Source organism: Glaciihabitans arcticus, from assembly GCF_004310685.1.
In the GTDB taxonomy this organism is placed as follows: domain Bacteria; phylum Actinomycetota; class Actinomycetes; order Actinomycetales; family Microbacteriaceae; genus Conyzicola; species Conyzicola arctica.
In genome coordinates this window covers 1210173-1232040 of record NZ_SISG01000001.1, presented here as the reverse complement: position 1 = coordinate 1232040, position 21868 = coordinate 1210173, and the positions used below count along the sequence as shown (strand labels likewise).

The following is a 21868-nucleotide window of genomic DNA, read 5'->3' as shown; positions in this document are numbered from 1 at the left end:
CTTGCCGAAGTGGCAAACTGAGAGCTATGGATGACGTTCTTGCCGCGGTCGGACCGCGACTCAAGGTGACCCGCACGCAGCGCGGTCTCACGCTCGCGGGTGTCGCCGCCGAAACCGGCATCTCGGTGAGCACCCTCTCGCGGCTTGAGTCGGGCCAGCGCAAACCCACGCTGGAGCTGCTGCTCCCGCTCGCGAGCCTGTACGGGGTGCCGCTCGACGGGCTGGTGGGGGCGCCGGCGACCGGGGATCCGCGGATACACCCGCGACCCATCACGAAGTTCGGGCAGACGATCCTGCCGCTCGGCAAGGGTGCGACAGGGATGCAGGCCTTTAAGCACATGATCCAGGCCGGTCCGCTGGACCGCGTGCCCGAGCTCAAGACGCACCCCGGTCACGAGTGGATGTACGTCATCCGCGGGCGGCTGCGCCTCGTGCTCGGCGAGCACGACCTCATCCTGGGCGCGGGGGAGGCCGCCGAGTTCGATACCCACACGCCGCACTGGGTCTGGCGGGCGGACCAGAACGCCGTCGAGTTCCTCAGCCTCTACGGCCCGCAGGGCGAGGAGATGCACGTGCGCGCGTCTACCCGAAAGTCCTAGCCTCGCAGCGGTGTTGGAAACTCAGGGATCTCGTCGCGGCGAGGGTGTAATCAGTCCCTGTGAGCACCTCGGCGACCAAAGCCCTGAATTTTCGAAACCCACCGCGGGGAGTCCGACGGGAGACGCCGGCGGTCAGTCGCGCCAGCTGTACTCCGGCGCGTAGCCCAGCAGGCGGCGGGCCTTGTCGATGGAGAGCAGGGTATCGTGTGATCCCGGTGTCGGCGTGAACGGAACTTCAGGAAAACTGTCGGCAACCAGTGAAGCCGACGGCAGGGGAGAGACCGTGTCGGCCGCCGCGATGATGAACGCCTCGAAGCCCGGCTGGGCGGCGGTGAGCGCGAGACGCACGGCCTGCGCGCCATCCCGAGCGTCGATGTAGCCCCACAGGTTCCACTGACGGGATGAGGTCGTGAACGACGAGAATCCTGAATAGTCGGAAGGGGCCATCACGTTCGAGAACCGCAGCGCGCTGATCGACAGCGCGGGATCCCAGCGCACCAGCTTGCGCGCCATCTCCTCCTCGAGGTGCTTCACGAGCGAGTAGACCGACTCGGGCCGGGTGTCGTATTCCTCGTCCACCGGGATGTACGGCGGTGCCACGGAGAACGGCAGCCCGAGCACCGTCTCGCTCGACGCATAGACGATGCGCTGGATGCCCGCGCGCCTGGCCCCCTGGAACACGTTGAACGTCGCTGCCATGTTGTTCTGGAACACCGCCGAGTCGGGCGCCAGGCCAGGGGCGGGAATCGCTCCCAGGTGCACAACCGCGTCCAGCCCGGTGTGCTGGTCATTGACGCCGTGCAGGGCGTCGATGACCTGGCCGTAATCGGTGAGGTCGGTGCGCACAAATCCGTCCTCATGGGCACCCTGCGAGTCGAGGACCACCACGGAGTGACCGTGCGCGCGGAGGTCCGCCACGACCGCCTGTCCGAGTTTGCCATTACCGCCGGTGACCGCTATCGAGAGGGAGTCCATGTCCCCAGTGTGTCAGGCGGCGGCCCGGCGCAACCTACGATTAGCCCATGACCCTCGAACCCTGGCAGCGTCCCGTGACCTACGCGGCGGTAGGCGCGACCCAGGCGAAGGACCTTCTCGAGTTCCCGCCCACCGGCTACCGTCCGCTCGAGCGCCGCGTGCGTATCGGACACGGCGATGAGCGGTTCGACTGGGCCTGGACGACGGCGATGAGCTGGGGCATCCAGCGTCTGAGCGGCTTTCGGGTGGATGTGCTCCAGGCGCCGCGCGAGGTCGTCGAGCTGAGCTACCGGCCCGTCTCCTTCGACGAGAGCGGTGAGCCGGTCGAGCCCGCCGCGATCGGCGCGCCTGCCGAGACGATGTTCGGTCCGGATGGCACGGCCTTCGTGATCCCCGGCGACACCGCCATTCTGCGCATCCCCTTCGGGCCGTTCCGGGTGTCGGCGCCCGCGCGGGTGGTCTACGTCCTGGACGAGCCGGATCGCAAGGGTTTCGCGTACGGCACGCTGCCCGGGCATCCCGAGAACGGAGAGGAGGGGTTCATCGTCGAGCGTGACCCCGACGATTCCGTCTGGCTGCGCATCACTGCGTTCTCCCGACCCGCGAACTGGTTCTTCTGGCTCGGCTACCCGGTGCTGCGGCTCTCGCAGGCGTTCTACACGCGCCGCTACGAGCGTGCGCTAGCGGGTCCCATCTCCTAGCGCTTCGAGGATCCCGGGCAGCCCGGTGGCGAGGTCGGCCACGACGACCCGCGCGCTGGTGGCCCGCAGATCGTCGAGGGAGAAGGCGCCGGTGCCCACGGCCAGGAACTCCATGCCCGCAGCATCCGCCGCGAGCCCGTCGTTCGGGGTGTCGCCGATGATTACGATGCGCGCATCGGGCAGCTCGGCGCGGGCGCGCCGGGTCAGGTCGGTGCGCAGCGGATCCCGCTCGCCGAAGTAGGAGTGCTCCCAGTCGAAGAGATCGGCGGAGAGTCCCGCGCCGGTCACCTTGTACCGCGCTCGGGCCGCGGAGTTGCCGGTGAGCAGACCGCTGGTCCAGCCGCCGGCAGAGACAGCGGCCAGGGCCGAGGCGACCCCCGGGCAGAGTTCGCGGTGGTTGCCGGCATCGTGCCGCAGCCGCGACAGCTCGTCGAGCTGGTCGACGACGAGCGGGTGCAGGGCCGGGTCGAGATCGAAATGGCTCAGGTTCTCGGTGATGATCTGCCCGTCGGTCTTGCCGTGGGTACCGGGCAGGCGGTCTCCGAGCGGACGCCCGACGACGATCTCGAGTGCGTCGTGGTACAGGTTGCCGGCGTCGGCCCCGTTGTAGACCAGCGTTCCGTCGACGTCCCAGAGTATGAAGTTCACCCGTCCATGGTGACAGACAGGGGGTGGGAGAATTGACGGATGCCCTCCGCCCTCCCTCTCGCCGATCCGGCACCCGCCGACGGCCTTCTGCCCGCGAGCGTGCTCGAGGGCGCCGGCGACAGGAGGTTCGGCGTCTACCTGCACGTGCCGTTCTGTCGGGTGCGCTGCGGCTACTGCGACTTCAACACGTACACGAGCGAGGAACTCCGCGGCGCCAAGCGCAGCGACTACGCCGGACAGGCGATCGCCGAGGTCGAGTTGGGCGCGGCGGCGCTTGCGGCGTCCGGACTGCCTGCGCGTGCGGCATCCACGGTCTTCTTCGGCGGAGGTACGCCGACCCTGCTGCCGGTCACCGACCTTGCGGCGATGCTCGCCAGCGTGGTCGAGACGTGGGGCCTCGAACCGGGCGCCGAGGTGACGACCGAGGCGAACCCCGACTCCGTCGACCTCGAGTACCTGCTGGCCCTCAGGGCAGCCGGCTTCACCCGCGTCAGCTTCGGGATGCAGTCCGCCGTTCCGCACGTTCTCGCGACCCTCGAGCGCACCCACGACCCCGAGCGCATTCCGCTCGTTGTGGCCTGGGCGCGCGAGGCCGGCCTCGCCGTCAGCCTCGACCTCATCTACGGCACGCCGGGGGAGACCCTCGCCGACTGGCGCACCTCGCTTGACCGCGCGCTCGCCCAGCAGCCCGACCACCTGTCGGCCTACGCCCTCATCGTCGAGGACGGCACCAAGCTCGCGCGCCAGATCCGGCGCGGCGAGGTGGCGATGCCGGATGACGATCTCGCGGCGGACATGTACGAGCTGGCCGATTCCCTGCTCGCCGAGGCCGGTTACGAGTGGTACGAGGTGTCGAACTGGGCGCGTGCGGCCGAGCAGCGTTCGCAGCACAACCTCTCCTATTGGCAGGGCCATGACTGGTGGGGCGTCGGCCCCGGCGCGCACAGCCACGTGGGCGGGGTGCGCTGGTGGAACGTCAAGCACCCGGCCGCCTACGCGGAGCGGATTCTTTCCGGGGTCTCCCCGGCAGCGGGCCGCGAGACTCTCGATGCAGCGACCCGAGCCACGGAGACCGTGCTCCTGCGCACGCGGATTCGCGAGGGACTGCCGATCGCCGAGTTGAGTGCATCCGGTCGCACGGCGGTGGCGGGGCTGATCGCCGACGAACTGGTCAACGCGGCAGCCGCCCTGCGCGGAACCGTGGAACTGACCCTGCGCGGCCGGCTGCTGGCGGACGCCGTCGTACGACGGCTGACTGACTGACTACGTGATGACTGCGCTTATTTGATGAATTCGATCGTGAGCGGGTACGTGTAGAACTCGCCCTTGTTCGCGGCTATGGCGGCGATGATGCTGAACACGATGATGACGATGCCGACGGCGATCACCACGAAGAAGCCGATGATGACCAGCATGAGCACGCAGCCGACGAGCGAGGCGAGCAGCATGGTGATCTGGAAGTTGAGCGCCGTCTTGGTGTGCGCGTTGACGAAGGGTCCGCGGTCCTTCAGCACAAGGTAGCCGATGAGGGCCGGCCAACCACCGAAGAGCAGGGCGCCGACGTGCACGAGGGTCGCCCAGAGGCGTTCGTCGGCGGGGCTCATGGGCTGCACCGGCGCGGGCTGAAACGGCGGCTGGGCGGGCGGCTGGTAGGGCGGAGGTGTCGTTGACATGCCCCCATTAAAGCCCGAAGGCCGGGATCGATGTGATCCCGGCCCTCGAAGTGTCGAGAAGTTACTTGATGAAACGGATCGCGAACGGGTAGCGGTAGGCGATGCCGTCCTTCGCCTTGAGGAAGCCCTGGATGGAGAAGATGACCTGGACGACGAACAGGGCGAGCGGCAGGATCCAGCCGATGAAGCCCCAGATGCCCAGGGTGACCGCGGTGAGCACCGAGTTCACGATGAAGATCGCGACATGGCCGATGGCGACGGTGATCTGGAAGTTCAGCGCCTCCTTGGCCTCCTGGTTGGTGAAGGCGCCGCGGTCCTTGAAGACCAGCCAGATGATGAGCGAGGGCAGGAAGCTGAGGATGCCGCCCAGGTGCGCGAAGGACGCCCACTGGTTGTCCTCGGCCGTGGTCAGGGGTGCCGCAGCTGCGGGAGGAGTGGGAGCAGTCATGATGTGATGCCTTTCAGGTGGAACGTTGTGGGGTACCGAACCGCTCGGTGACGATGTCGGGTTGACGAACGCGCTGGCCCCCAAATGGGGCGACCGAAACGCACAGAGACAAGGTAGCGCTTGGATTACCGTGCGTGCAACGCCTGCGAGGGGGTGTGTCGCGATACAATTGGCAGTCAGGCTTATGGAGTGCTAGCGGCGAAGGGCGGGTGCAGCATGGTTTCCGACCGCAGCCTCGAAGTCCTTCGAGTGATTGTTCAGGATTACGTCGCCTCGCGCGAGCCCGTCGGGTCCAAGTCGATCGTCGAGCGCCACTCCTTCGGCGTCTCGGCCGCGACGATCCGCAACGATATGGCCCTCCTCGAGGAGGAAGAGCTGATCGTCGCGCCCCACACGTCGTCCGGCCGGGTGCCCACCGACAAGGGCTATCGCGTCTTCGTCGACCAGCTGGCCGACCTTCGGCCGCTGACCAGCGCGCAGCGCACCGCGATCGAGACGTTCCTCGGCCAGTCTGTCGACCTGGATGACGTACTCGCCCGCACCGTTCGACTGCTCTCGCAGCTCACCCACCAGGTCGCCCTGGTGCAGTACCCCTCGCTCACACGCTCCAAGGTGCGTCACGTCGAGCTGGTGCCGCTCGCCCCGCGCAAGCTCATGTCGGTGTTCATCACCGACACGGGGCGCGTCGAGCAGCGCAACATCGACCTTCCCGCCGACCTCGACGGCGAACTGCTCACCACGCTCCGCACCCGACTGAATGCGGGAATCGGCGGCCTCGGTCTCGCCGACGCGGCAACCGCTCTAGCGGCGATGCCGCAGCAGTTCGGGCCGCAGCAGCGTCCGGTCGTCGAGCGCATCGTCTCGAGCCTCGTCGAGCAGGCTGCCGAGAATAGGCAGGACCGACTAGTCATGGCGGGTGCCGCGAACCTCGTGCGCACGGAGGAAGACTTCAGCGGAAGCATCTACCCTGTGTTGGAGGCGATTGAGGAGCAGGTCACCCTGCTCCGGCTCTTCGGAGAGGTCGGCAGCGACAAGAACGACCAGCACGGTGTCGCGGTGAGCATCGGTCGTGAGAACGCGGAGTTCGGCCTGGGGGAGACCTCCGTGCTGACTCATGGCTACGGTGCATCCGGAACAGCTATCGCGAGGCTCGGTGTGCTCGGGCCGACGCGAATGGATTATTCGAACAACATGGCGGCAGTGCGGGCGGTAGCGCGCTACCTGACCCGCCTGCTGGGCGAAGACTGAACTACAACCTGAGGAATGACGGATAACGTGGCAGACCACTACGAGACACTCGGTGTCGAACGAACCGCGACGGCTGACGAGATCAAAAAGGCGTATCGCCGTCTCGCGCGCGAGTTCCACCCCGACGTGAACCCGAGTGAGGACGCATCCGACCGCTTCAAGTCGGTCACGCACGCCTACGACGTGCTGAGCGACGCGCGCCAGCGCGAGGAGTACGACCTCGGACCCAACCCCGGCTTCGGCGGCGGCGGTGCGGCAGGCTTCGGCGACATCTTCGAAGCGTTCTTCGGCGCAGCGGCCCCCGGAAGCGGCGGCAGCGGTGCAGCCCCCCGATCCCGCAAGGAGCGTGGCGGCGACGCCCTGCTTCGTGTCGATGTCGACCTCGACGAGGTCATCTTCGGCACCAAGCGCGACCTCGAGGTCGCGACGGCCGTGCTGTGCGAGGCCTGCGAGGGTTCCTGCTGCGCTCCCGGCACGCGCGCAGTGGTGTGCGACATCTGCCACGGTTCCGGCCAGATCCAGCGCGCCGTGCGCAGCCTCCTGGGCAACATCATGACGTCGAGCCCGTGTGGCACCTGCCGCGGGTTCGGTACCGTCATCCCGAGCCCCTGCCCGACCTGTGCGGGACAGGGCCGCGTTCGCGCGACCCGCAAGATGACCGTAGACATCCCCGCCGGCGTCGACACCGGCCTGCGCCTGCAGCTTCCCGGCCAGGGCGAGATCGGCCCGGCCGGCGGCCCGCACGGCGACCTGTTCCTCGAGATCAAGGTCAAGCACAACGACATCTTCAGCCGTAACGGCGACGACCTGCTCGCGACCCTTGAGATCAGCATGGCCGACGCCGTGCTGGGCACCACAGCGAAGTTCCCCGGGCTCGACGGCCCGATCGAGCTCGAACTCAAGCCCGGCACGCAGAGCGCCGAGGTCGTGACCCTCAAGGAGCGCGGCATCTCGCGTCTGCGCGGCAACGGACGCGGCGACCTGAAGATCGGTGTGCAGGTTCTGACCCCGACCAAGCTGAACGCCAGGGAGCAGGAGCTGCTGCGCCAGTTCGCCGGCACCTACAAGGCCAAAGCGCCGCAGCTCGCCGAGTTCCAGCAGGGACTCTTCGCGAAGCTGCGCGATCGGTTCCTGCACGTCTAGCTTCCTATGGCCCACTTCTACCTCAACGAACTCATCGAGAGTGCCGCCGTCGGCGACCGCGTGAGCATCGACGGCCCCGAAGCCAGGCATGCCGTCACGGTGAGCCGCCTCGCGGTCGGCGAGACCGTCTCGATCGGCAACGGCCGCGGTCTCGTCGCGACCGGCCCCATCGTGACCGCCGAGCACACCGAGCTCGCGATCGAGGTCGCTGAGATTCGGGATGTCCCGCGCGGGGCCCCCGCGATCGTGCTCGCCCAGGCGCTCGCGAAGGGCGACCGCGACGAGCTGGCCGTGCAGGTGTCGACCGAGCTCGGTGTGGATGCCGTCATCCCGTGGACCGCCGCCCGCTCCATCTCCCGCTGGGAGGGCAGCAAGATCGCGAAGGGGCACGACCGTTGGTCCGCGATCACGCGGGAGGCCAGCAAGCAGTCGATCCGCGCGTGGCTGCCCGACGTGCTCGACCTCGTCTCCACCAACCAGCTCGCCAAGCTGGCCGCCCACACGCACCTGCTGGTGCTCGAACCGACGGCCGAGCAGGCGCTCACCGCCGTCGAACTGGATGACCGCGACGTCGTTCTCGTCGTAGGCCCCGAGGGTGGCATCGCGCCGCACGAACTGGACGCGCTGGTCGCGGCCGGGGCATCCCTCGTCCGGCTGGGGGACGGCGTTCTGCGCACCTCGACGGCCGGTCCCGCAGCGATTGCTGTGCTGAGCGCGAAACTCACCCGCTGGTAACTCGCGACGGTTTAAGCTGTACCCATGTCAATTTTCAGCAGGATCGTCGCGCGCGAGATCCCCGCGGACATCGTCTTCGAGAGCGAGGCGATCATCGCATTCCGCGACATCGCACCCCAGGCTCCCGTGCACCTGCTGGTCGTTCCCAAGACGGAGGAGTTCGCGAACGTCGCCGAGCTCGCAGGGGGCGACCCCGCACTGCTGTCCGAGATGGTCTCGGTCGCCAATGACCTGGCCGCCGAACACTCCAACGGCGAGTACCGTCTCATCTTCAACTCCGGTGAGAGCGCCGGTCAGGCCGTGTTCCACGTCCACGCTCACGTACTGAGTGGCGCACTGCAGGAAGGCACCCTTGCCGAGTAGCGACAGCAGCCAGATCCCCGGATTCGACCGAATCGACGTGGAGGTGGACGGTGTCGCGATGGTGCGACTGCTCGGCCCTCAGGACCGACTGCTGCGCACCGTCGAGAAGCAGTTCCCGCTCGTCTCCGTGCTCGTGCGCGGCAACAGAATCACCATGTCGGCCCCGTCGGACAACACCGAGGCCGGAGACCAACTACACGAGGCCAGGCAACTGGTCGAGGAGCTCATCCAAATGGTAGAGAACGGCCAGGACCTCGAACCCGCGGAGGTCACCCGATCGGCGAAGATCCTGCACGACAAGGCCGGCAGCCCCGCCGAGCTGCTCAGCCAGGCGATCCTGACGAGCCGCGGCAAAAGCGTGCGCCCGAAGACCCTCGGGCAGAAGGACTACGTCGACGCCATCGATGAGAACACCATCGTCTTCGGCATCGGCCCGGCCGGCACCGGAAAGACCTACCTCGCCATGGCGAAGGCCGTGCAGGCCCTGCAGCGCAAGGAGGTCGAGCGCATCATCCTGACGCGTCCGGCCGTCGAGGCGGGGGAGCGGCTCGGGTTCCTGCCCGGTTCCCTCACCGACAAGATCGACCCCTACCTGCGCCCGCTGTACGACGCGCTCAACGAGATGATGGACCCCGAGATCGTGCCGAAGCTGCTCGCGGCCGGCACCGTCGAGGTCGCGCCGCTTGCCTACATGCGCGGTCGCACCCTGAACAATGCGTTCATCATCCTCGACGAGGCGCAGAACACCAGCCCCGAGCAGATGAAGATGTTCCTGACCCGTCTGGGCTTCGGCTCGAAGATGGTCGTGACCGGCGACGTCACCCAGGTCGACCTGCCCGCGGGGGCGAGCGGCCTGCAGTTGGTGACGCGTGTGCTCGCGGAGATCGACGACATCCACTTCTCGCGACTGACCAGCGCCGATGTGGTGCGCCACACCCTCGTCGGCCAGATCGTCGACGCCTACACCACCTTCGATGCCGAGAAACTGGCGCGCGACTACGACCGCGCCCCTCGCCCGACCTCGCCCCGCTGGAGACGATGACATGTCCGTAGAGATCAACAACGAGTCCGGCATCCCGGTCGACGAACCGACCCTGCAGCGCCTCGTGAGCTTCGCGCTCGACGAGATGCGCGTGCACCAGGACGCCGAGCTTGCCATTGTGCTCGTCGACGAGGCCGCCATGGAGCAACTGCACGTGCAGTGGATGGACGAGCCTGGCCCGACCGATGTGCTGAGCTTCCCGATGGACGAACTGCGCCCCGGCAGCGACGAGGCGATCACGCCTCCCGGCCTGCTCGGCGACATCGTGCTGTGCCCGCAGGTCGCCATCGGCCAGGCGGAGACCGCGGGCCACTCGACTCTCGACGAACTGCTGCTGCTGACCACGCACGGCCTGCTGCACCTGCTGGGCTTCGACCACGCTGAGCCTGACGAGGAGAAGGAGATGTTCGGCATCCAGCGCGACATCCTCCTCGGGTTCGCCGTCGCCGAGCGAAAAAGGTAGTTCGGCATGATCCCCGTCTTCATCACCGTCGCAGTGCTGCTTGTGCTCTTCGGTGGGCTGCTCGCCGCCGCGGACTCAGCACTGTCGGTGCTGAGCCGCACGGATCTTGTCGACATCGCGAGCGACAGCAAGTCGAAGCGGTCGCTGCTTGCCATCTCGAACGACGTCGGCACACACCTCAACGCGATCAACTTCATGCGCGTCGTCTCCGAGACGACGGCCGCCGTGCTCGTGTCGCTGACCTTCGCCTACTCGTTTCCCGATACCTGGTGGATCGCGCTGCTGTTCAGCGCCCTCATCATGACCGCCGCGTCATTCGTGCTCGTCGGATCGAGCCCGCGCAGCGTCGGACGCGCGCACTCGCGTGCCATCATCCGTTTCACGGCGCCGCTCATCCGCGGCATCCGGCTGTTCCTCGGCCCCATCGCCAACGCCCTCGTCGCCGTCGGCAACCGGGTCACGCCCGGTCGCCCCAAGACGGCGACGTTCTCCAGTGAGGAGCAGTTGCTGAGCATGGTGGATGAGGCCACCGAGCTCGAGGTGCTCGAGGAGGACGACCGCGAGCTCATCCACTCGATCTTCGAGTTCAGCGACACCGTTGCGCGCGAGATCATGATCCCGCGCACCGACATGGTGACTATCGACCACGACGCGACGATCGGCACGGCCATGGGCCTGTTCCTGCGCACCGGAGTGTCGCGCCTGCCGGTGACCGGCGAGAACATCGACGAGATCCTCGGTGTGCTGTACCTGCGCGACGTCGCCCGTCTGCACTACGAGCGCCCGCTCGGCGCCGAGCAGATCACCGCCTCCGAGCTGGCCCGCCCCGCGTTGTTCGCGCCCGAGTCGCAGAAGGCCGACAGCCTGCTGCGCCAGATGCAGCTCGACTCGAACCACCTCGCCATGGTGGTGGATGAGTACGGCGGCATCGCCGGCCTCGTCACGCTCGAGGACATCATCGAAGAGCTCGTCGGCGACATCTCCGACGAGTACGACCACGATGTCGCCGAATACGAGGATCTCGGAAACGGCCAGTACCGCGTGAGCGCCCGGCTGCCGGTGGACGAACTGGGCGACCTGTTCGGCATCGAGCTCGACGACGACGAGGTCGACTCGGTCGGCGGCCTGCTCACCAAGACCCTCGGCCGCCTGCCCGTCGTCGGCTCGACCGCCACCATCTCCGGCCTCGTGCTGCGCGCCGACCGCACGGAGGGGCGCCGCCGGCGACTCAGCACCGTGCTCGTCGAGCGCGACCAGGCTCTCATCGACGTGCAGGCATCCTTCGCCGACGGCGATAACCAGAAGACTTCCGCAACAGAAACGAGCAGCTCATGACCGACGAGATCCAGTTCCGGGCGGGGTTCGTGTCCTTTGTCGGACGCCCCAACGTGGGCAAGTCGACCCTGACGAACGCGCTGGTGGGCGAGAAGGTCGCCATCACGTCGTCCAAGCCGCAGACCACGCGCCGCGCCATCCGGGGCATCGTGCACAAGAGCAACGGGCAGCTCGTTCTCGTCGACACTCCCGGAATGCACCGCCCGCGCACCCTGCTCGGCGAGCGGCTCAACAGTATCGTGCAGACCACCCTCGGTGACGTCGATGTCGTCGGGCTCTGCCTGCCGGCCAACGAGAAGCTCGGACCTGGCGACAGGTTCATCAGCGAGCAGCTCGATTCGTTCCCCCGCGCGAAGAAGGTGGCCATCGTTACGAAGATCGACGCCGCGTCCCGCCCCGCCGTCGCCGAGCAGCTGCTCGCGATCTCGGCGCTGCGCGACGACTGGGAGGCGATCATCCCGATCTCGGCGACCAGCAACATCCAGCTCGACATCCTCACGACGCAGCTCATCGGCCTGATGCCGGTGTCGCCCGCCCTCTACCCCTCAGACGCCGTCACCGACGAAGGACTCGAGGCGCGCATCAGCGAGCTCATCCGCGAGGCGGCGCTCGAGGGTGTGCAGGACGAACTGCCGCACTCGATCGCGATCACCATCGACGACATGATCGATCGCGACGACAAGGACCTCGTCGAGATCTACGCCAACCTCTTCGTCGAGCGCGACAGCCAGAAGGGCATCATCATCGGACACCAGGGCGAGCGCCTGCAGGATGTCGGTGCCCGCGCCCGCAAGGAGATCGAGAAGCTCGTCGGCAAGCAGGTCTTCCTGTCCATGCGGGTCAAGGTCGCCAAGGAGTGGCAGCGGGACGCCCGCCAGCTGGGGCGCCTCGGCTTCTAATACGCCGATCGGATGATCTTTGCCGCCTGACGGCTGATTAGCGCGTCGAATCGTCGCGGTGGACGGCCCGGACACCTAGCGTTGGAGTATGTTCCGAGTCCTGCGCCCGTACCAGTACGCGGTCGACGCCTTCCTGGCGGTCGCTTACCTGCTCTGCAGCGTCGCGGTGCTCGGCAGCAACCAGTCCGGGGTCGGGTATGCCGGCTACTTCGTGCTGCTCGGCTACGCCGCGGCTCTCGGTGTGCGCCGTATCAATCCCACGCTGGCGCTCTCGATGGCCTGGTTCTTCTCGCTCCTGCAGATGATTGTCGGGATGTACCCCAACCTGTACAACGTCGCGACCCTGATGGTGCTGTACACGACCTCCGCCTACGGCGGCCGGGTGATCCGCTGGGTCGGGCTCGCGTCCGTGGGCCTGGGTGCATTCATTGCCGCCGCCTACCTCACCCTCGGCGGCTCCGGCATGGGAGTGTCCCTCACCCTGCTCGGCTGGAGCGACCTTCCGCTGATCGTGCTGCAGTTCGCCGTGCTCTTCGGAGGCCTGTTGACAGCCCTCGGCGGTCCGTGGCTGCTCGGCCTCCTTGTTCGCGCGGTCATCCGCAACCGGGAGAGCACCGCGGCCCGCCAGGTCGCCGAAGAGGTCGTGATCGTCGAGCAGGAGCGCAACCGCATAGCGCGCGACATGCACGACGTCGTCGCCCACTCGCTCGCCGTCGTCGTCGCCCAGGCCGACGGAGCCCGCTACGCACGCGCCGCCAACCCGGAGGCCGTCGACGAGTCCCTCATCGCCATCTCCACGACGGCTCGCGAGGCCCTCGCCGACGTGCGCCTGCTGCTCAGCCAGCTGCGGTACAGCGAAGGCGACGGCCCGCAGCCGGTACTCGCCGACCTGGACCGGCTGCTCGACCAGATGCGCGCATCCGGACTCACCATCAGCTTCGCCGAGACCGGCCAGAGCCGTTACCTCGGCACCGGACAGCAGCTCGCGCTCTACCGGATCGTGCAGGAGGCGCTCACCAATGCGCTGCGCCACGGGCAGGGCGAGAAGCCCGTCACCGTGACCTTCGACTGGGCGCCGTCGAGCGTCGACGTCACCATCGAGAACACCATCGAGGGCACGGTTCCCTCCGTGAGCCTCGGGCACGGCCTCGCCGGAATGCGCGAACGCGCAGCCCTTGTGGGAGGCTGGCTCACGGCCGAGCCCACGGGCCAGCGTTTTGTCGTCACAGCGTCCGTCCCCACCAACCAGCAGGAGATCAGGGCATGAGCACTCCCATCCGCGTCGGCCTCGTCGATGACCAGGCGCTGTTCCGTGCGGGCATCCGAATGCTCGTCTCCTCCCAGCCCGACCTCGAGTTCGTCGGGGAGGCAGGAAACGGTGTCGAGGGCATCGCGATGGCGGCCGAGCACCGGCCCGACGTCATCCTCATGGATATTCGCATGCCCGTGATGGACGGCATCGAGTCCACGCGGGCTATCCTCGCAGCTGCCGAAGCGCGCGGCGGAAAGGCTCCGCGCATCGTTGTGCTCACCACCTTCGACCTCGACGAGGCGGCCACGCGAGCGATCCGCGGGGGAGCGAGCGGCTTCCTGCTCAAGGACGCCGACCCCGAGTTCCTGCTCTCCGCGATCCGCACGGTGCACTCCGGCACCGCGGTCATCGCCGCGGCGGCGACGCGCGAGCTGTTCGAGCACTTCGACTCGCAGCAGGGCGCCGGCACCGAGCCCGAGGCGTTCACCCACCTGACCTCGCGCGAGCGCGAGATCTTCCTCCTCGCAGCGCGCGGCCTCAGCAACGCGGAGATCGCCGGGAACGAGTTCCTGAGCGAGGCGACCGTCAAGACCCACATCAGCCGTGTGCTCGGAAAACTCGGCCTGCGCGACCGCGTGCAGCTGGTCGTCTACGCCTACGAGAACCGCCTGACCGACTGAGGATCATCCTTCTGGATTACCGGCGGGGGACTTGCGCCCGATTCGCGTCATCCCGCGTCTTCGTAGCGTTGGAGTCATGGAAAACACCTCAACCGACCCCGGCCTCGTCGCCCGCGTCGAGTCCCTCAGCAAGTCCTACGGCACCGCCGGCAACACCGTGTCGGCCCTCAGCGAAGTGTCCCTCGGTATCCGCCGCGGCGAGTTCACCGCCATCATGGGGCCGTCCGGTTCGGGCAAGTCCACGCTGATGCACATTATGGCCGGCCTCGATTCGGCCAGCTCCGGTCGCGTCTACCTCGGCGACACCGACATCACCTCGCTCGACGACAGCGCCCTCACCATTCTGCGTCGTCGTCGCATCGGCTTCGTCTTCCAGTCGTTCAACCTCGTTCCCACGCTCGACATCGAGGGCAACATCCTGCTGCCGTTCGAACTCGACGGTCGCAAGCCCTCCACGCAGGAGCGCAGCTGGATCGACCAGCTCATCACCTCCCTCGGCCTGCGCGACAGGCTCGGTCACCGCCCGCACGAACTCTCCGGCGGACAGCAGCAGCGTGTCGCGATCGCCCGTGCCCTCGCCACCCGCCCCGACCTCGTCTTCGCCGACGAGCCCACCGGCAACCTCGACTCCCGCACCAGCCGCGAGGTGCTCACGCTGCTCGCAACGGCGAGCAAAGAGTACGGCCAGAGCATCGCGATGGTGACGCACGACCCCATCGCCGCGTCCTACGCGGACCGCATCCTCTTCCTCGCCGACGGTCGCGTCGTCGATGACCGCGCCCGCTCGAGCGCCGAGGACATCAGCAGCTACATGCTCGGGATGGAGCAGCGCGCATGAACGGCTTTAGCCTGCGCGAGCACGCGCCCAGCATCCTCGTCGCGACCCTCAGCAGCGCCTTCGGGGTCGCCGTGCTGCAGTTCTTCGGGGTACTCAGCCAGCTCATCATGGCCGACGATGTCACCGGATCCAGCGACACCGTCGCCTACCTCCTCGGCTTCGTGGCCTGGGTCTTCATCGCGATCGCCGTCTATACCGGCGCCGTCGTCACCTCAAACACCTTCTCGACCATCATCGCCGGGCGCACCCGCACCATCGCGCTCATGCGCCTGATCGGGTCGAGCGCCCGTGCCCAGCGGGCCGCGGTCGCTCGCGAGGGACTGCTCGTGGGTGCCATCGGATCCGTCATCGGCGCGGTGGTCGGCAGCGTCGTGACCATCGCGACGGTCACGGGCGGCAAGTTCCTGAGCGTGATCCCCGAGCTGGACTTCCGCTACTTCGACTGGTCCCTGCTGCTCCCGGTTGTGACAGTGGTGCTCACAACGTGGGCCGCGTCGTGGGTCGGCTCCCGCCGGGTGCTCGTCGTCTCGCCCATGCAGGCGATCGGTGCATCCACCGAGCAGAGTCGCGAAGAGGCTTCCGCGTCGAAGGGGCGCTCGGCTGCGGCTGTGGCCCTGTTCGGAACCGGCATCGCCATCCTCGTTCTCTCGATGCTCCTCGGTCTGGTCACGCCTCTGGCCGTGCTCATCGGGATCGTCGGCGGGCTGCTCTCATTCACCGGACTCGTCACGGGGGCGCACCTCGTGATGCCGCCCGCCCTGCGCCTCGTCGGACGCCTGCTGGGATCGAGCGCCTCATCCAGGCTCGCGGCCGAGAACGCGGTGCGGTACCCCGAGCGCTCCTCGCGCACCACCATCGGGCTCGTCATCGGCGTCACCCTCGTCACCATGTTCGCCGTCGCGCTGCAGAGCTACCAGAACATGCTCTACGCGGCGCAGGCCAACAACCCCACGTACTACGCGGGGATCGACGAGAGCCTGCTGCTGACCGTGATCATCTTCTCGGTGCTCGTGGGGTTCAGCGCAGTGATCGCTGCCGTCGGAATGGTCAACAACCTGTCGCTCAGCGTGCTGCAGCGCACCCGCGAGCTGGGGCTGCTGCGCGCGCTCGGCTTCACCGCCCGGCAGGTGCGGTCGATGATCCTCGCGGAGAGCGCGCAGCTCACGCTCGCGTCAGTGCTCGTCGGGCTTGTACTCGGTACGTTCTACGGGTGGGCCGGGGCGCAGTCCCTGCTCGGCAGCATCAACGGGTCGCCCGGCATCGTGGTGCCCGGCATCCCGCTCGTGTTCCTCGCCGGGGTCGTTGTGCTCGCGGGCATACTCACGGTGAGCGCTTCCGTCGGCCCGTCCCGCCGCGCGACCCGCATCGCGCCGGTCGCCGCCCTGGCGGTGCAGTAGAGCGCGCTGTGTTACGGAAATTCAGGGGTCTTGTCACGAGACGCCGCTGTACCCCGGGTTTCGGCCCGGGGTACGACCGTATTCCTGAATTTCCGACACCGGTGCTAGCCTGAGGGCATGTTCGGTCTGCTCCTTCTTAGCTGCCGCGACGAGTCCTAACCCCAGGCCTCACTCGTCGCGGAGTTCGCTGATGGCTTGACCCACGAACACGAAGCGAGAGAACGAGACCATGAAGAACACCCAGTCGGCTTCTGCAATGCCGATCCATAAGTACCGTCCGTACCACGAGCAGCTGTCCGTCGAGTTGCCCGACCGCACCTGGCCGTCGAAGCGCATCACCGAGGCGCCCCGCTGGTGTGCGGTCGACCTGCGCGACGGCAACCAGGCCCTCATCGACCCGATGAGCCCCGAGCGCAAGCGCATCATGTTCGACCTGCTCGTGAAGATGGGCTACAAGGAGATCGAGGTCGGCTTCCCGTCCGCGAGCCAGACCGACTTCGACTTCGTGCGCAGCCTGATCGAGGAGAACCTCATCCCGGATGACGTCACCATCCAGGTGCTCACCCAGGCCCGCGAGACGCTCATCAACCGCACCTACGAGTCCATCGCCGGCGCCAAGCGTGCGATCGTGCACCTCTACAACTCGACCAGCATCCTGCAGCGGGATGTCGTCTTCCGCACCGACAAGCAGGGGATCATCGATATCGCGCTCGAGGGCGCACGGCTGTGCAAGGTCGCCGAGGCCACTGTTCCCGAGGTCGACGTGCACTACGAGTATTCGCCCGAGAGCTACACGGGAACGGAGCTCGACTTCGCCGTCGACATCTGCAACCGTGTGGTCGACGCGCTCGACGGCACCCCCGAGCGCCCGGTCATTATCAACCTGCCCGCGACCGTGGAGATGGCGACACCCAACGTCTACGCGGACTCCATCGAATGGATGTCGCGCAACTTCGCCCGCCGCGACAGCATCATCCTCTCGCTGCACCCGCACAACGACCGCGGCACGGCGATCGCCGCCGCCGAGCTCGGTTACATGGCCGGCGCGGACCGCATCGAGGGCTGCCTCTTCGGCAACGGGGAGCGCACCGGCAATGTCGACCTCGTCGCCCTCGGTATCAACCTGTTCACGCAGGGCATCGACCCGCAGATCGACTTCAGCGACCTCGACGAGATCAAGCGCACCGCGGAGTACTGCAACCAGCTGAAGGTTCCGGAGCGCAGCCCGTGGGCCGGCGACCTCGTCTACACCGCGTTCAGCGGATCCCACCAGGACGCCATCAAGAAGGGCTTCGAGGCCATGGAGGCCGAAGCCGCAGCCAAGGGCGTGACCGTCGACGACCTCGAGTGGGGCGTGCCCTACCTGCCGGTCGACCCGAAGGACCTCGGACGAAGCTACGAGGCCGTCATCCGGGTCAATTCGCAGTCGGGCAAGGGCGGCGTCGCGTACCTGCTCAAGACCGACCACGCCCTGGACCTGCCGCGCAAACTGCAGATCGAGTTCAGCGGTGTTGTGCAGGCCAAGACCGATGCCGAGGGTGGCGAGGTGACGAGCGCCGCGATCTGGGACATCTTCCAGGACGAGTACCTGCCCGCACCGTCCGACCGCCCCGAGGACAAGTGGGGCCGCTTCGAGCTCACCCGCACCCGCACGGCGAGCGACCTGGCCGGCGAGGTGGCGCTGCAGATCGACCTTCGAGTCGGGGAGGAGCACACCTCCGCGGAGGCGACCGGCAACGGTCCCATCGCCGCATTCCTCAACATCATGGCCGAGCAGGGCATCGACGTGAAGCTGTACGACTATGTGGAGCACGCGCTCAGCGCCGGTGGCGACGCCCTCGCAGCGGCCTACGTCGAGCTCAACGTCAACGGAACCCGACTCTGGGGCGTCGGCATCGACGCCGACATCTCGACGGCATCGCTCAAGGCCGTCGTCTCGGCGGTCAACCGCGCGGTGCGCTCCACGTCCGACGACCGCGAGCTCGCCTCGGTCTGAGTCTCACGTACAACGCCCCCGCCCGCCCGGGTGGGGGCGTTGCGCGTCCCCGTGGGCGCGGTTGTTGCGGAAATTCAGGGATTTGGTCGCGCAAGCCGCTGAGGCGGGAGCTTTGGAGATAGGCGCTGACCAAAGCCCTGAATTTCCAGATCTCACGGACCCTAGGGGGAGGCGCGCAGCTCAGCGGGCGCGGCGCCGCAGCGTCGGTATGCGCTGGATGTGCCGCTGCTCCGGCAGGCTCCACTTGAACAGCACCGCAAGCACCCGCACGCCGAACGTCACCACCACACACACGACGGCGGCGACGAGCACGTTCACGCCGAGCGCCGCGAGTCCGACCAGGGTTCCCGCCCCGGCGAGGGCGGCGATCGCATAGAGCGACCCGACCTGCATGATCGCGATCGGGAGGGTCAGCAGCAGGTCGCGCAGGATCGAGCCGCCGACGGCGGAGAGTGCTCCCACGAACACGGCGGGCACGGGCGGAACGCCCATCGCGAGGGCTTTCGTTGTTCCGATGGCCCCGAACAGTCCGATGGTCAACGCGTCCAGCACGGTGATCAGCGCCGACAGTCGGGTCAGGACGCGCTGCAGGAGCATCCCGAGCAGGGCGGCAAGGGTGGCGACGGGCAGGTACCAGTTGCTCTGCAGGGCGGCGGGCAGCTCGCCGAGCAGGATGTCACGCAGCAGGCCGCCGCCGAAGCCGGTCGCGATGCCGATGATCGCTACACCGAGCAGGTCGAGTCGGCGGTCACGGAACTGCGCCGCGAACAGCGCCCCCTGCAGCGCGCCGATGCCGACGGCGAGGAGGTCGGCCCAGAGCGGGATCACGAACAGGGTGGGAGTCACCTCCCTATTCTGGCGGCTCCTCGGCGAGGAAGTCGGCGAATGTCCGTCCGGCCGCCCGGGAGGACGGCGCCAGGTGGTGCCCGGCGCGGAATGCCTGCCAGATCTTCCCGAACAGTGAGAACCCGAGCACCCGCTTGCCCGGTGCGTACAGGGTCGCGAGTTCGCGCCCGGTGAGCACCTCCGGCCGCCGAGATCCGGCAGGCGGCCCTGCGGTGCGCCGAGCGCGGCATCAGCCAGCACACTCGCGACGACCCGGGTGTCGATCGGCTGGATGGACAGCGACGGCGCGAACACGACTGGCAGCCGGCGCTGCGGCGCGAAGAACACCCCGACGACGAACTGGTGGAACTGCGTCGTGCGGAAGATCGTCGTCGGTACGGTACTCGCCTCGACGATCTGCTCGGCCGCGAGCTTCGCCACCTAGTACGGGTAGGGGATCGCGTCGATCCCGACGATCGAGATGAAGACCAGGTGCTGGATGCCCGCCGCCTCGCACGCGGACACGAGCCGTTGCGCTTCCTCCGCCTGGCGCTTGCCGGCCGCGAGGTGAACCACGGTGCTGATCCCGTCGAGAGCGTCCGCGAGGCCCGCGCCGCTCGCGAGGTCGGCCACGCGGACGCCGGGTGCAGCGCGGCGACTCAGGACCGTGACATCCGCCCCTCTGTCTCGCAGCATGGGCACGAGGTCACGCCCGAGCGTGCCGGTGCCCCCGGTAACCAGAATCGCGCCTGTCGTCACAGCTCCATTGTCGTGGCAGAGCGGATAATGGAACAATGCCCCTCTATCGTGACGAAGCAGTTGTGCTGCGCACCCACAAGCTGGGTGAGGCCGACCGCATAGTCACGATGCTCTCGCGCAGTCACGGCAAGATCCGGGCCGTCGCGAAGGGTGTGCGGCGCACCGGGTCGAAGTTCGGCGCGCGGCTGGAGCCGTTCATGGTGGCCGACGTGCAGCTCTACGAGGGCCGCAGCCTCGACATCGTGACCCAGGCCGAGTCGTTGGGCTCCTACGGATCCGAGATCACGAGCGACTACGGCAAGTACACGGCCGCGAGTGTCATGCTCGAGACGGCCGACAAGATCACCGACGACGACGGGTCCCTGCAGCAGTACCTCCTGCTGGTCGGTGCCCTGCGTTCACTGGCCCGCGGCGAGCACGACTCGAGCGTGACACTCGACTCCTACCTGCTTCGCGCGCTGTCGATTGCGGGATGGGCACCCAGCTTCATCGACTGTGCTGTCACCGGGGCCCCCGGCCCCCACACGGTCTTCGTGCCGCAACTCGGGGGCGTGGTGGCGGATGCCGTGGCTCCCCCCGGGTCGCCCCGACTCGAGCTCGCGACACTCAGCCTGCTCGGCTCGCTGCTCACCGGTGAGTGGGATGCCGTCGAGGCGTCCGAGGAACGCCATCGCAGCCAGGCCAGCGGTGTCGTCGCGGCGTACACGCAGTTCCACCTCGAGCGCACGCTGCGCTCCCTGCAGCACGTGGAGCGCTCCGCGTGAGCGTGCGTAAGACCCACAAGGACGCCGTCGACTTCAAGCCCCTCGACTGGACCGGTGTCTACCCGCCGTCCTTCGCCCGCGGTGCGGTTCCCGAGCACGTGGCCATCGTCATGGACGGCAACGGACGCTGGGCCAACGGGCGCGGCCTCACACGTATCGAAGGCCACAAGGCGGGGGAGGCGTCGCTGCTCGATGTCGTCGCCGGCGCCATTCAGGTCGGCGTCAAGCATCTCAGCGTGTACGCGTTCTCCACGGAGAACTGGAAGCGATCCCCCGAGGAAGTCAAGTTCCTCATGGGGTTCAACCGGGACGTGCTGCACCGCCGCCGCGACCAGCTCAACGACTGGGGAGTTCGCGTTCGGTGGGCAGGCAGGAAGCCGCGACTGTGGACATCCGTGATCAAGGAACTGCAGTTCGCCGAGCAGCTGACCGCCCACAATTCGGTGTTGACCCTCACGATGTGCGTCAATTACGGCGGACGGCAGGAGATCGTCGACGCCGTGCGCGCCGCATTGGCTGCGGGGGAGACGATCACGGAGAAGTCGATCCAACGGCACCTGTATACGCCCGACCTGCCGGATGTCGACCTGTTCCTGCGATCGTCGGGGGAGCAGCGGATGAGCAACTTCATGCCCTGGCAGAGCGCGTATGCCGAGATGGTGTTCCTTGACACGCTCTGGCCCGACTTCACCCGCGAACAGCTGTGGGAGGCCGTGGGCGTGTACGCGACCCGCAACCGGCGCTTCGGCGGCGCCGTGGATGCGCCGACGCCATGACCCGCCCGCTGATGAGCCGCTTTCGCGACCTGTTCTACGGTCGCGACGCTGAGGTACAGAACACCACTGCGTCGGCGCTCAGCAACCTCGGCCAGATCGAGATGTTCGGGGTCGTCATCGAGAAGCCCATCTTCGAGAGCACGCAGCGCGAGGAGTTCGAGCCCGACGACTTCCTGCCGGCCGAGAAGCCGTGGGAGCTCCGCGACTAGCAGTTCTGGAAATTCAGGGGTCCTGCACCGCGTGCCCTGACCCGCCCGGGTATTCCGGGTGAGTCGCGCCGCCGCGCGACCAAAGCCCTGAATTTCCGAA

Annotated in this window: 26 protein-coding genes; 20 read left to right on the top strand and 6 right to left on the bottom strand. The window is 67.6% G+C overall.

The annotated features are described in order from the left end of the window. The first annotated feature begins 26 nt into the window (after positions 1-26). Positions 27-599, top strand: a complete 573-nt coding sequence (locus tag EYE40_RS05905; RefSeq protein ID WP_130981079.1) for a helix-turn-helix domain-containing protein — start codon at positions 27-29, stop codon at positions 597-599. Positions 600-731: 132 nt separating this feature from the next. On the opposite strand, the gene EYE40_RS05900 is transcribed toward EYE40_RS05905, so the two are convergent. Beyond that, complete coding sequence (locus EYE40_RS05900; protein WP_130981078.1) at positions 732-1574, bottom strand: NAD-dependent epimerase/dehydratase family protein; 843 nt, start codon at positions 1572-1574, stop codon at positions 732-734. 47 nt (positions 1575-1621) lie between these two features. On the opposite strand from EYE40_RS05900, the gene EYE40_RS05895 reads away from it, so the two are divergent. Then, positions 1622-2275, top strand: coding sequence for a DUF1990 family protein (locus tag EYE40_RS05895; protein ID WP_130981077.1), 654 nt, complete (start codon positions 1622-1624; stop codon positions 2273-2275). Here the strand turns inward: EYE40_RS05895 and EYE40_RS05890 are convergent. Further along, positions 2255-2923, bottom strand: a complete 669-nt coding sequence (locus EYE40_RS05890) for an HAD family hydrolase (protein WP_130981076.1) — start codon at positions 2921-2923, stop codon at positions 2255-2257. The two genes, EYE40_RS05895 and EYE40_RS05890, sit on opposite strands and share 21 nt — an antisense overlap. Positions 2924-2962: 39 nt before the next feature. Between EYE40_RS05890 and hemW the strand changes: the two genes are divergently transcribed. After that, on the top strand, positions 2963-4186 hold the full coding sequence (hemW, locus tag EYE40_RS05885; RefSeq protein WP_130981075.1) for a radical SAM family heme chaperone HemW: 1224 nt from the start codon (positions 2963-2965) through the stop codon (positions 4184-4186). Between the two features lie 17 nt (positions 4187-4203). Here the strand turns inward: hemW and EYE40_RS05880 are convergent, their stop codons facing one another. Next, positions 4204-4596: a DUF4870 domain-containing protein gene (locus EYE40_RS05880; RefSeq protein WP_130981074.1), complete on the bottom strand. Its 393-nt coding sequence runs from the start codon at positions 4594-4596 to the stop codon at positions 4204-4206. A 61-nt stretch (positions 4597-4657) separates the two neighbouring features. Then, on the bottom strand, positions 4658-5044 hold the full coding sequence (locus EYE40_RS05875) for a DUF4870 domain-containing protein (protein ID WP_130981073.1): 387 nt from the start codon (positions 5042-5044) through the stop codon (positions 4658-4660). 216 nt (positions 5045-5260) lie between these two features. Between EYE40_RS05875 and hrcA the strand changes: the two genes are divergently transcribed. From hrcA to leuA, 13 genes are all read left to right on the top strand, one after another. Next, a complete protein-coding gene (gene hrcA / locus EYE40_RS05870; protein ID WP_130981072.1) occupies positions 5261-6292 on the top strand; it encodes a heat-inducible transcriptional repressor HrcA in 1032 nt (343 codons plus the stop codon). Positions 6293-6319: 27 nt separating this feature from the next. Beyond that, complete coding sequence (gene dnaJ / locus EYE40_RS05865; RefSeq protein ID WP_130982809.1) at positions 6320-7435, top strand: molecular chaperone DnaJ; 1116 nt, start codon at positions 6320-6322, stop codon at positions 7433-7435. A 6-nt stretch (positions 7436-7441) separates the two neighbouring features. Further along, positions 7442-8170 carry a 16S rRNA (uracil(1498)-N(3))-methyltransferase gene (locus EYE40_RS05860; RefSeq protein WP_130981071.1) on the top strand — a complete coding sequence of 243 codons (729 nt, stop codon included), beginning with the start codon at positions 7442-7444 and terminating at the stop codon, positions 8168-8170. Positions 8171-8194: 24 nt separating this feature from the next. After that, entirely contained in the window at positions 8195-8533 is a 339-nt protein-coding gene (locus tag EYE40_RS05855) for a histidine triad nucleotide-binding protein (protein WP_130981070.1), read from the top strand. 58 nt (positions 8534-8591) lie between these two features. Further along, positions 8592-9575: a PhoH family protein gene (locus EYE40_RS05850; RefSeq protein WP_130982808.1), complete on the top strand. Its 984-nt coding sequence runs from the start codon at positions 8592-8594 to the stop codon at positions 9573-9575. A 1-nt stretch (position 9576) separates the two neighbouring features. Continuing rightward, positions 9577-10038: an rRNA maturation RNase YbeY gene (ybeY, locus tag EYE40_RS05845; protein WP_130981069.1), complete on the top strand. Its 462-nt coding sequence runs from the start codon at positions 9577-9579 to the stop codon at positions 10036-10038. A gap of 6 nt (positions 10039-10044) precedes the next feature. After that, the gene (locus EYE40_RS05840) at positions 10045-11373 is read left to right on the top strand and encodes a hemolysin family protein (protein WP_130981068.1); all 1329 of its coding nucleotides are present in this window, start codon (positions 10045-10047) and stop codon (positions 11371-11373) included. After that, positions 11370-12272 (top strand): GTPase Era, encoded by a 903-nt coding sequence (gene era, locus EYE40_RS05835; protein WP_130981067.1) that lies wholly within the window; start codon positions 11370-11372, stop codon positions 12270-12272. Before EYE40_RS05840 ends, era begins: the two co-directional genes overlap by 4 nt. Positions 12273-12360: 88 nt before the next feature. Further along, positions 12361-13539, top strand: coding sequence for a sensor histidine kinase (locus tag EYE40_RS05830; protein WP_130981066.1), 1179 nt, complete (start codon positions 12361-12363; stop codon positions 13537-13539). Next, the gene (locus EYE40_RS05825) at positions 13536-14204 is read left to right on the top strand and encodes a response regulator (protein WP_130981065.1); all 669 of its coding nucleotides are present in this window, start codon (positions 13536-13538) and stop codon (positions 14202-14204) included. The genes EYE40_RS05830 and EYE40_RS05825 overlap by 4 nt, the downstream gene beginning before the upstream one ends. 76 nt (positions 14205-14280) lie before the next feature. Then, a complete protein-coding gene (locus tag EYE40_RS05820; protein ID WP_130981064.1) occupies positions 14281-15042 on the top strand; it encodes an ABC transporter ATP-binding protein in 762 nt (253 codons plus the stop codon). Then, a complete protein-coding gene (locus tag EYE40_RS05815) occupies positions 15039-16439 on the top strand; it encodes an ABC transporter permease (RefSeq protein WP_130981063.1) in 1401 nt (466 codons plus the stop codon). The genes EYE40_RS05820 and EYE40_RS05815 overlap by 4 nt, the downstream gene beginning before the upstream one ends. 229 nt (positions 16440-16668) lie before the next feature. Next, a complete protein-coding gene (gene leuA, locus EYE40_RS05810) occupies positions 16669-18435 on the top strand; it encodes a 2-isopropylmalate synthase (protein WP_130981062.1) in 1767 nt (588 codons plus the stop codon). A 180-nt stretch (positions 18436-18615) separates the two neighbouring features. On the opposite strand, the gene EYE40_RS05805 is transcribed toward leuA, so the two are convergent. Next, positions 18616-19281, bottom strand: a complete 666-nt coding sequence (locus EYE40_RS05805; protein WP_130981061.1) for a trimeric intracellular cation channel family protein — start codon at positions 19279-19281, stop codon at positions 18616-18618. A gap of 256 nt (positions 19282-19537) precedes the next feature. Between EYE40_RS05805 and EYE40_RS15555 the strand changes: the two genes are divergently transcribed. Continuing rightward, positions 19538-19705 carry a hypothetical protein gene (locus EYE40_RS15555; RefSeq protein ID WP_204742218.1) on the top strand — a complete coding sequence of 56 codons (168 nt, stop codon included), beginning with the start codon at positions 19538-19540 and terminating at the stop codon, positions 19703-19705. On the opposite strand, the gene EYE40_RS15550 is transcribed toward EYE40_RS15555, so the two are convergent. After that, positions 19702-20019: an SDR family oxidoreductase gene (locus EYE40_RS15550; protein WP_204742217.1), complete on the bottom strand. Its 318-nt coding sequence runs from the start codon at positions 20017-20019 to the stop codon at positions 19702-19704. The two genes, EYE40_RS15555 and EYE40_RS15550, sit on opposite strands and share 4 nt — an antisense overlap. A gap of 35 nt (positions 20020-20054) precedes the next feature. Between EYE40_RS15550 and recO the strand changes: the two genes are divergently transcribed. Genes recO through EYE40_RS05785 form a run of 3 tightly spaced genes read left to right on the top strand, consistent with a single transcriptional unit; the run spans position 20055 to position 21768 of the window. After that, entirely contained in the window at positions 20055-20783 is a 729-nt protein-coding gene (recO, locus tag EYE40_RS05795; protein WP_130981060.1) for a DNA repair protein RecO, read from the top strand. Further along, positions 20780-21559, top strand: coding sequence for an isoprenyl transferase (locus EYE40_RS05790; RefSeq protein ID WP_130981059.1), 780 nt, complete (start codon positions 20780-20782; stop codon positions 21557-21559). Before recO ends, EYE40_RS05790 begins: the two co-directional genes overlap by 4 nt. Further along, positions 21556-21768: a hypothetical protein gene (locus EYE40_RS05785; RefSeq protein WP_130981058.1), complete on the top strand. Its 213-nt coding sequence runs from the start codon at positions 21556-21558 to the stop codon at positions 21766-21768. The genes EYE40_RS05790 and EYE40_RS05785 overlap by 4 nt, the downstream gene beginning before the upstream one ends. Positions 21769-21868: the final 100 nt, after the last annotated feature.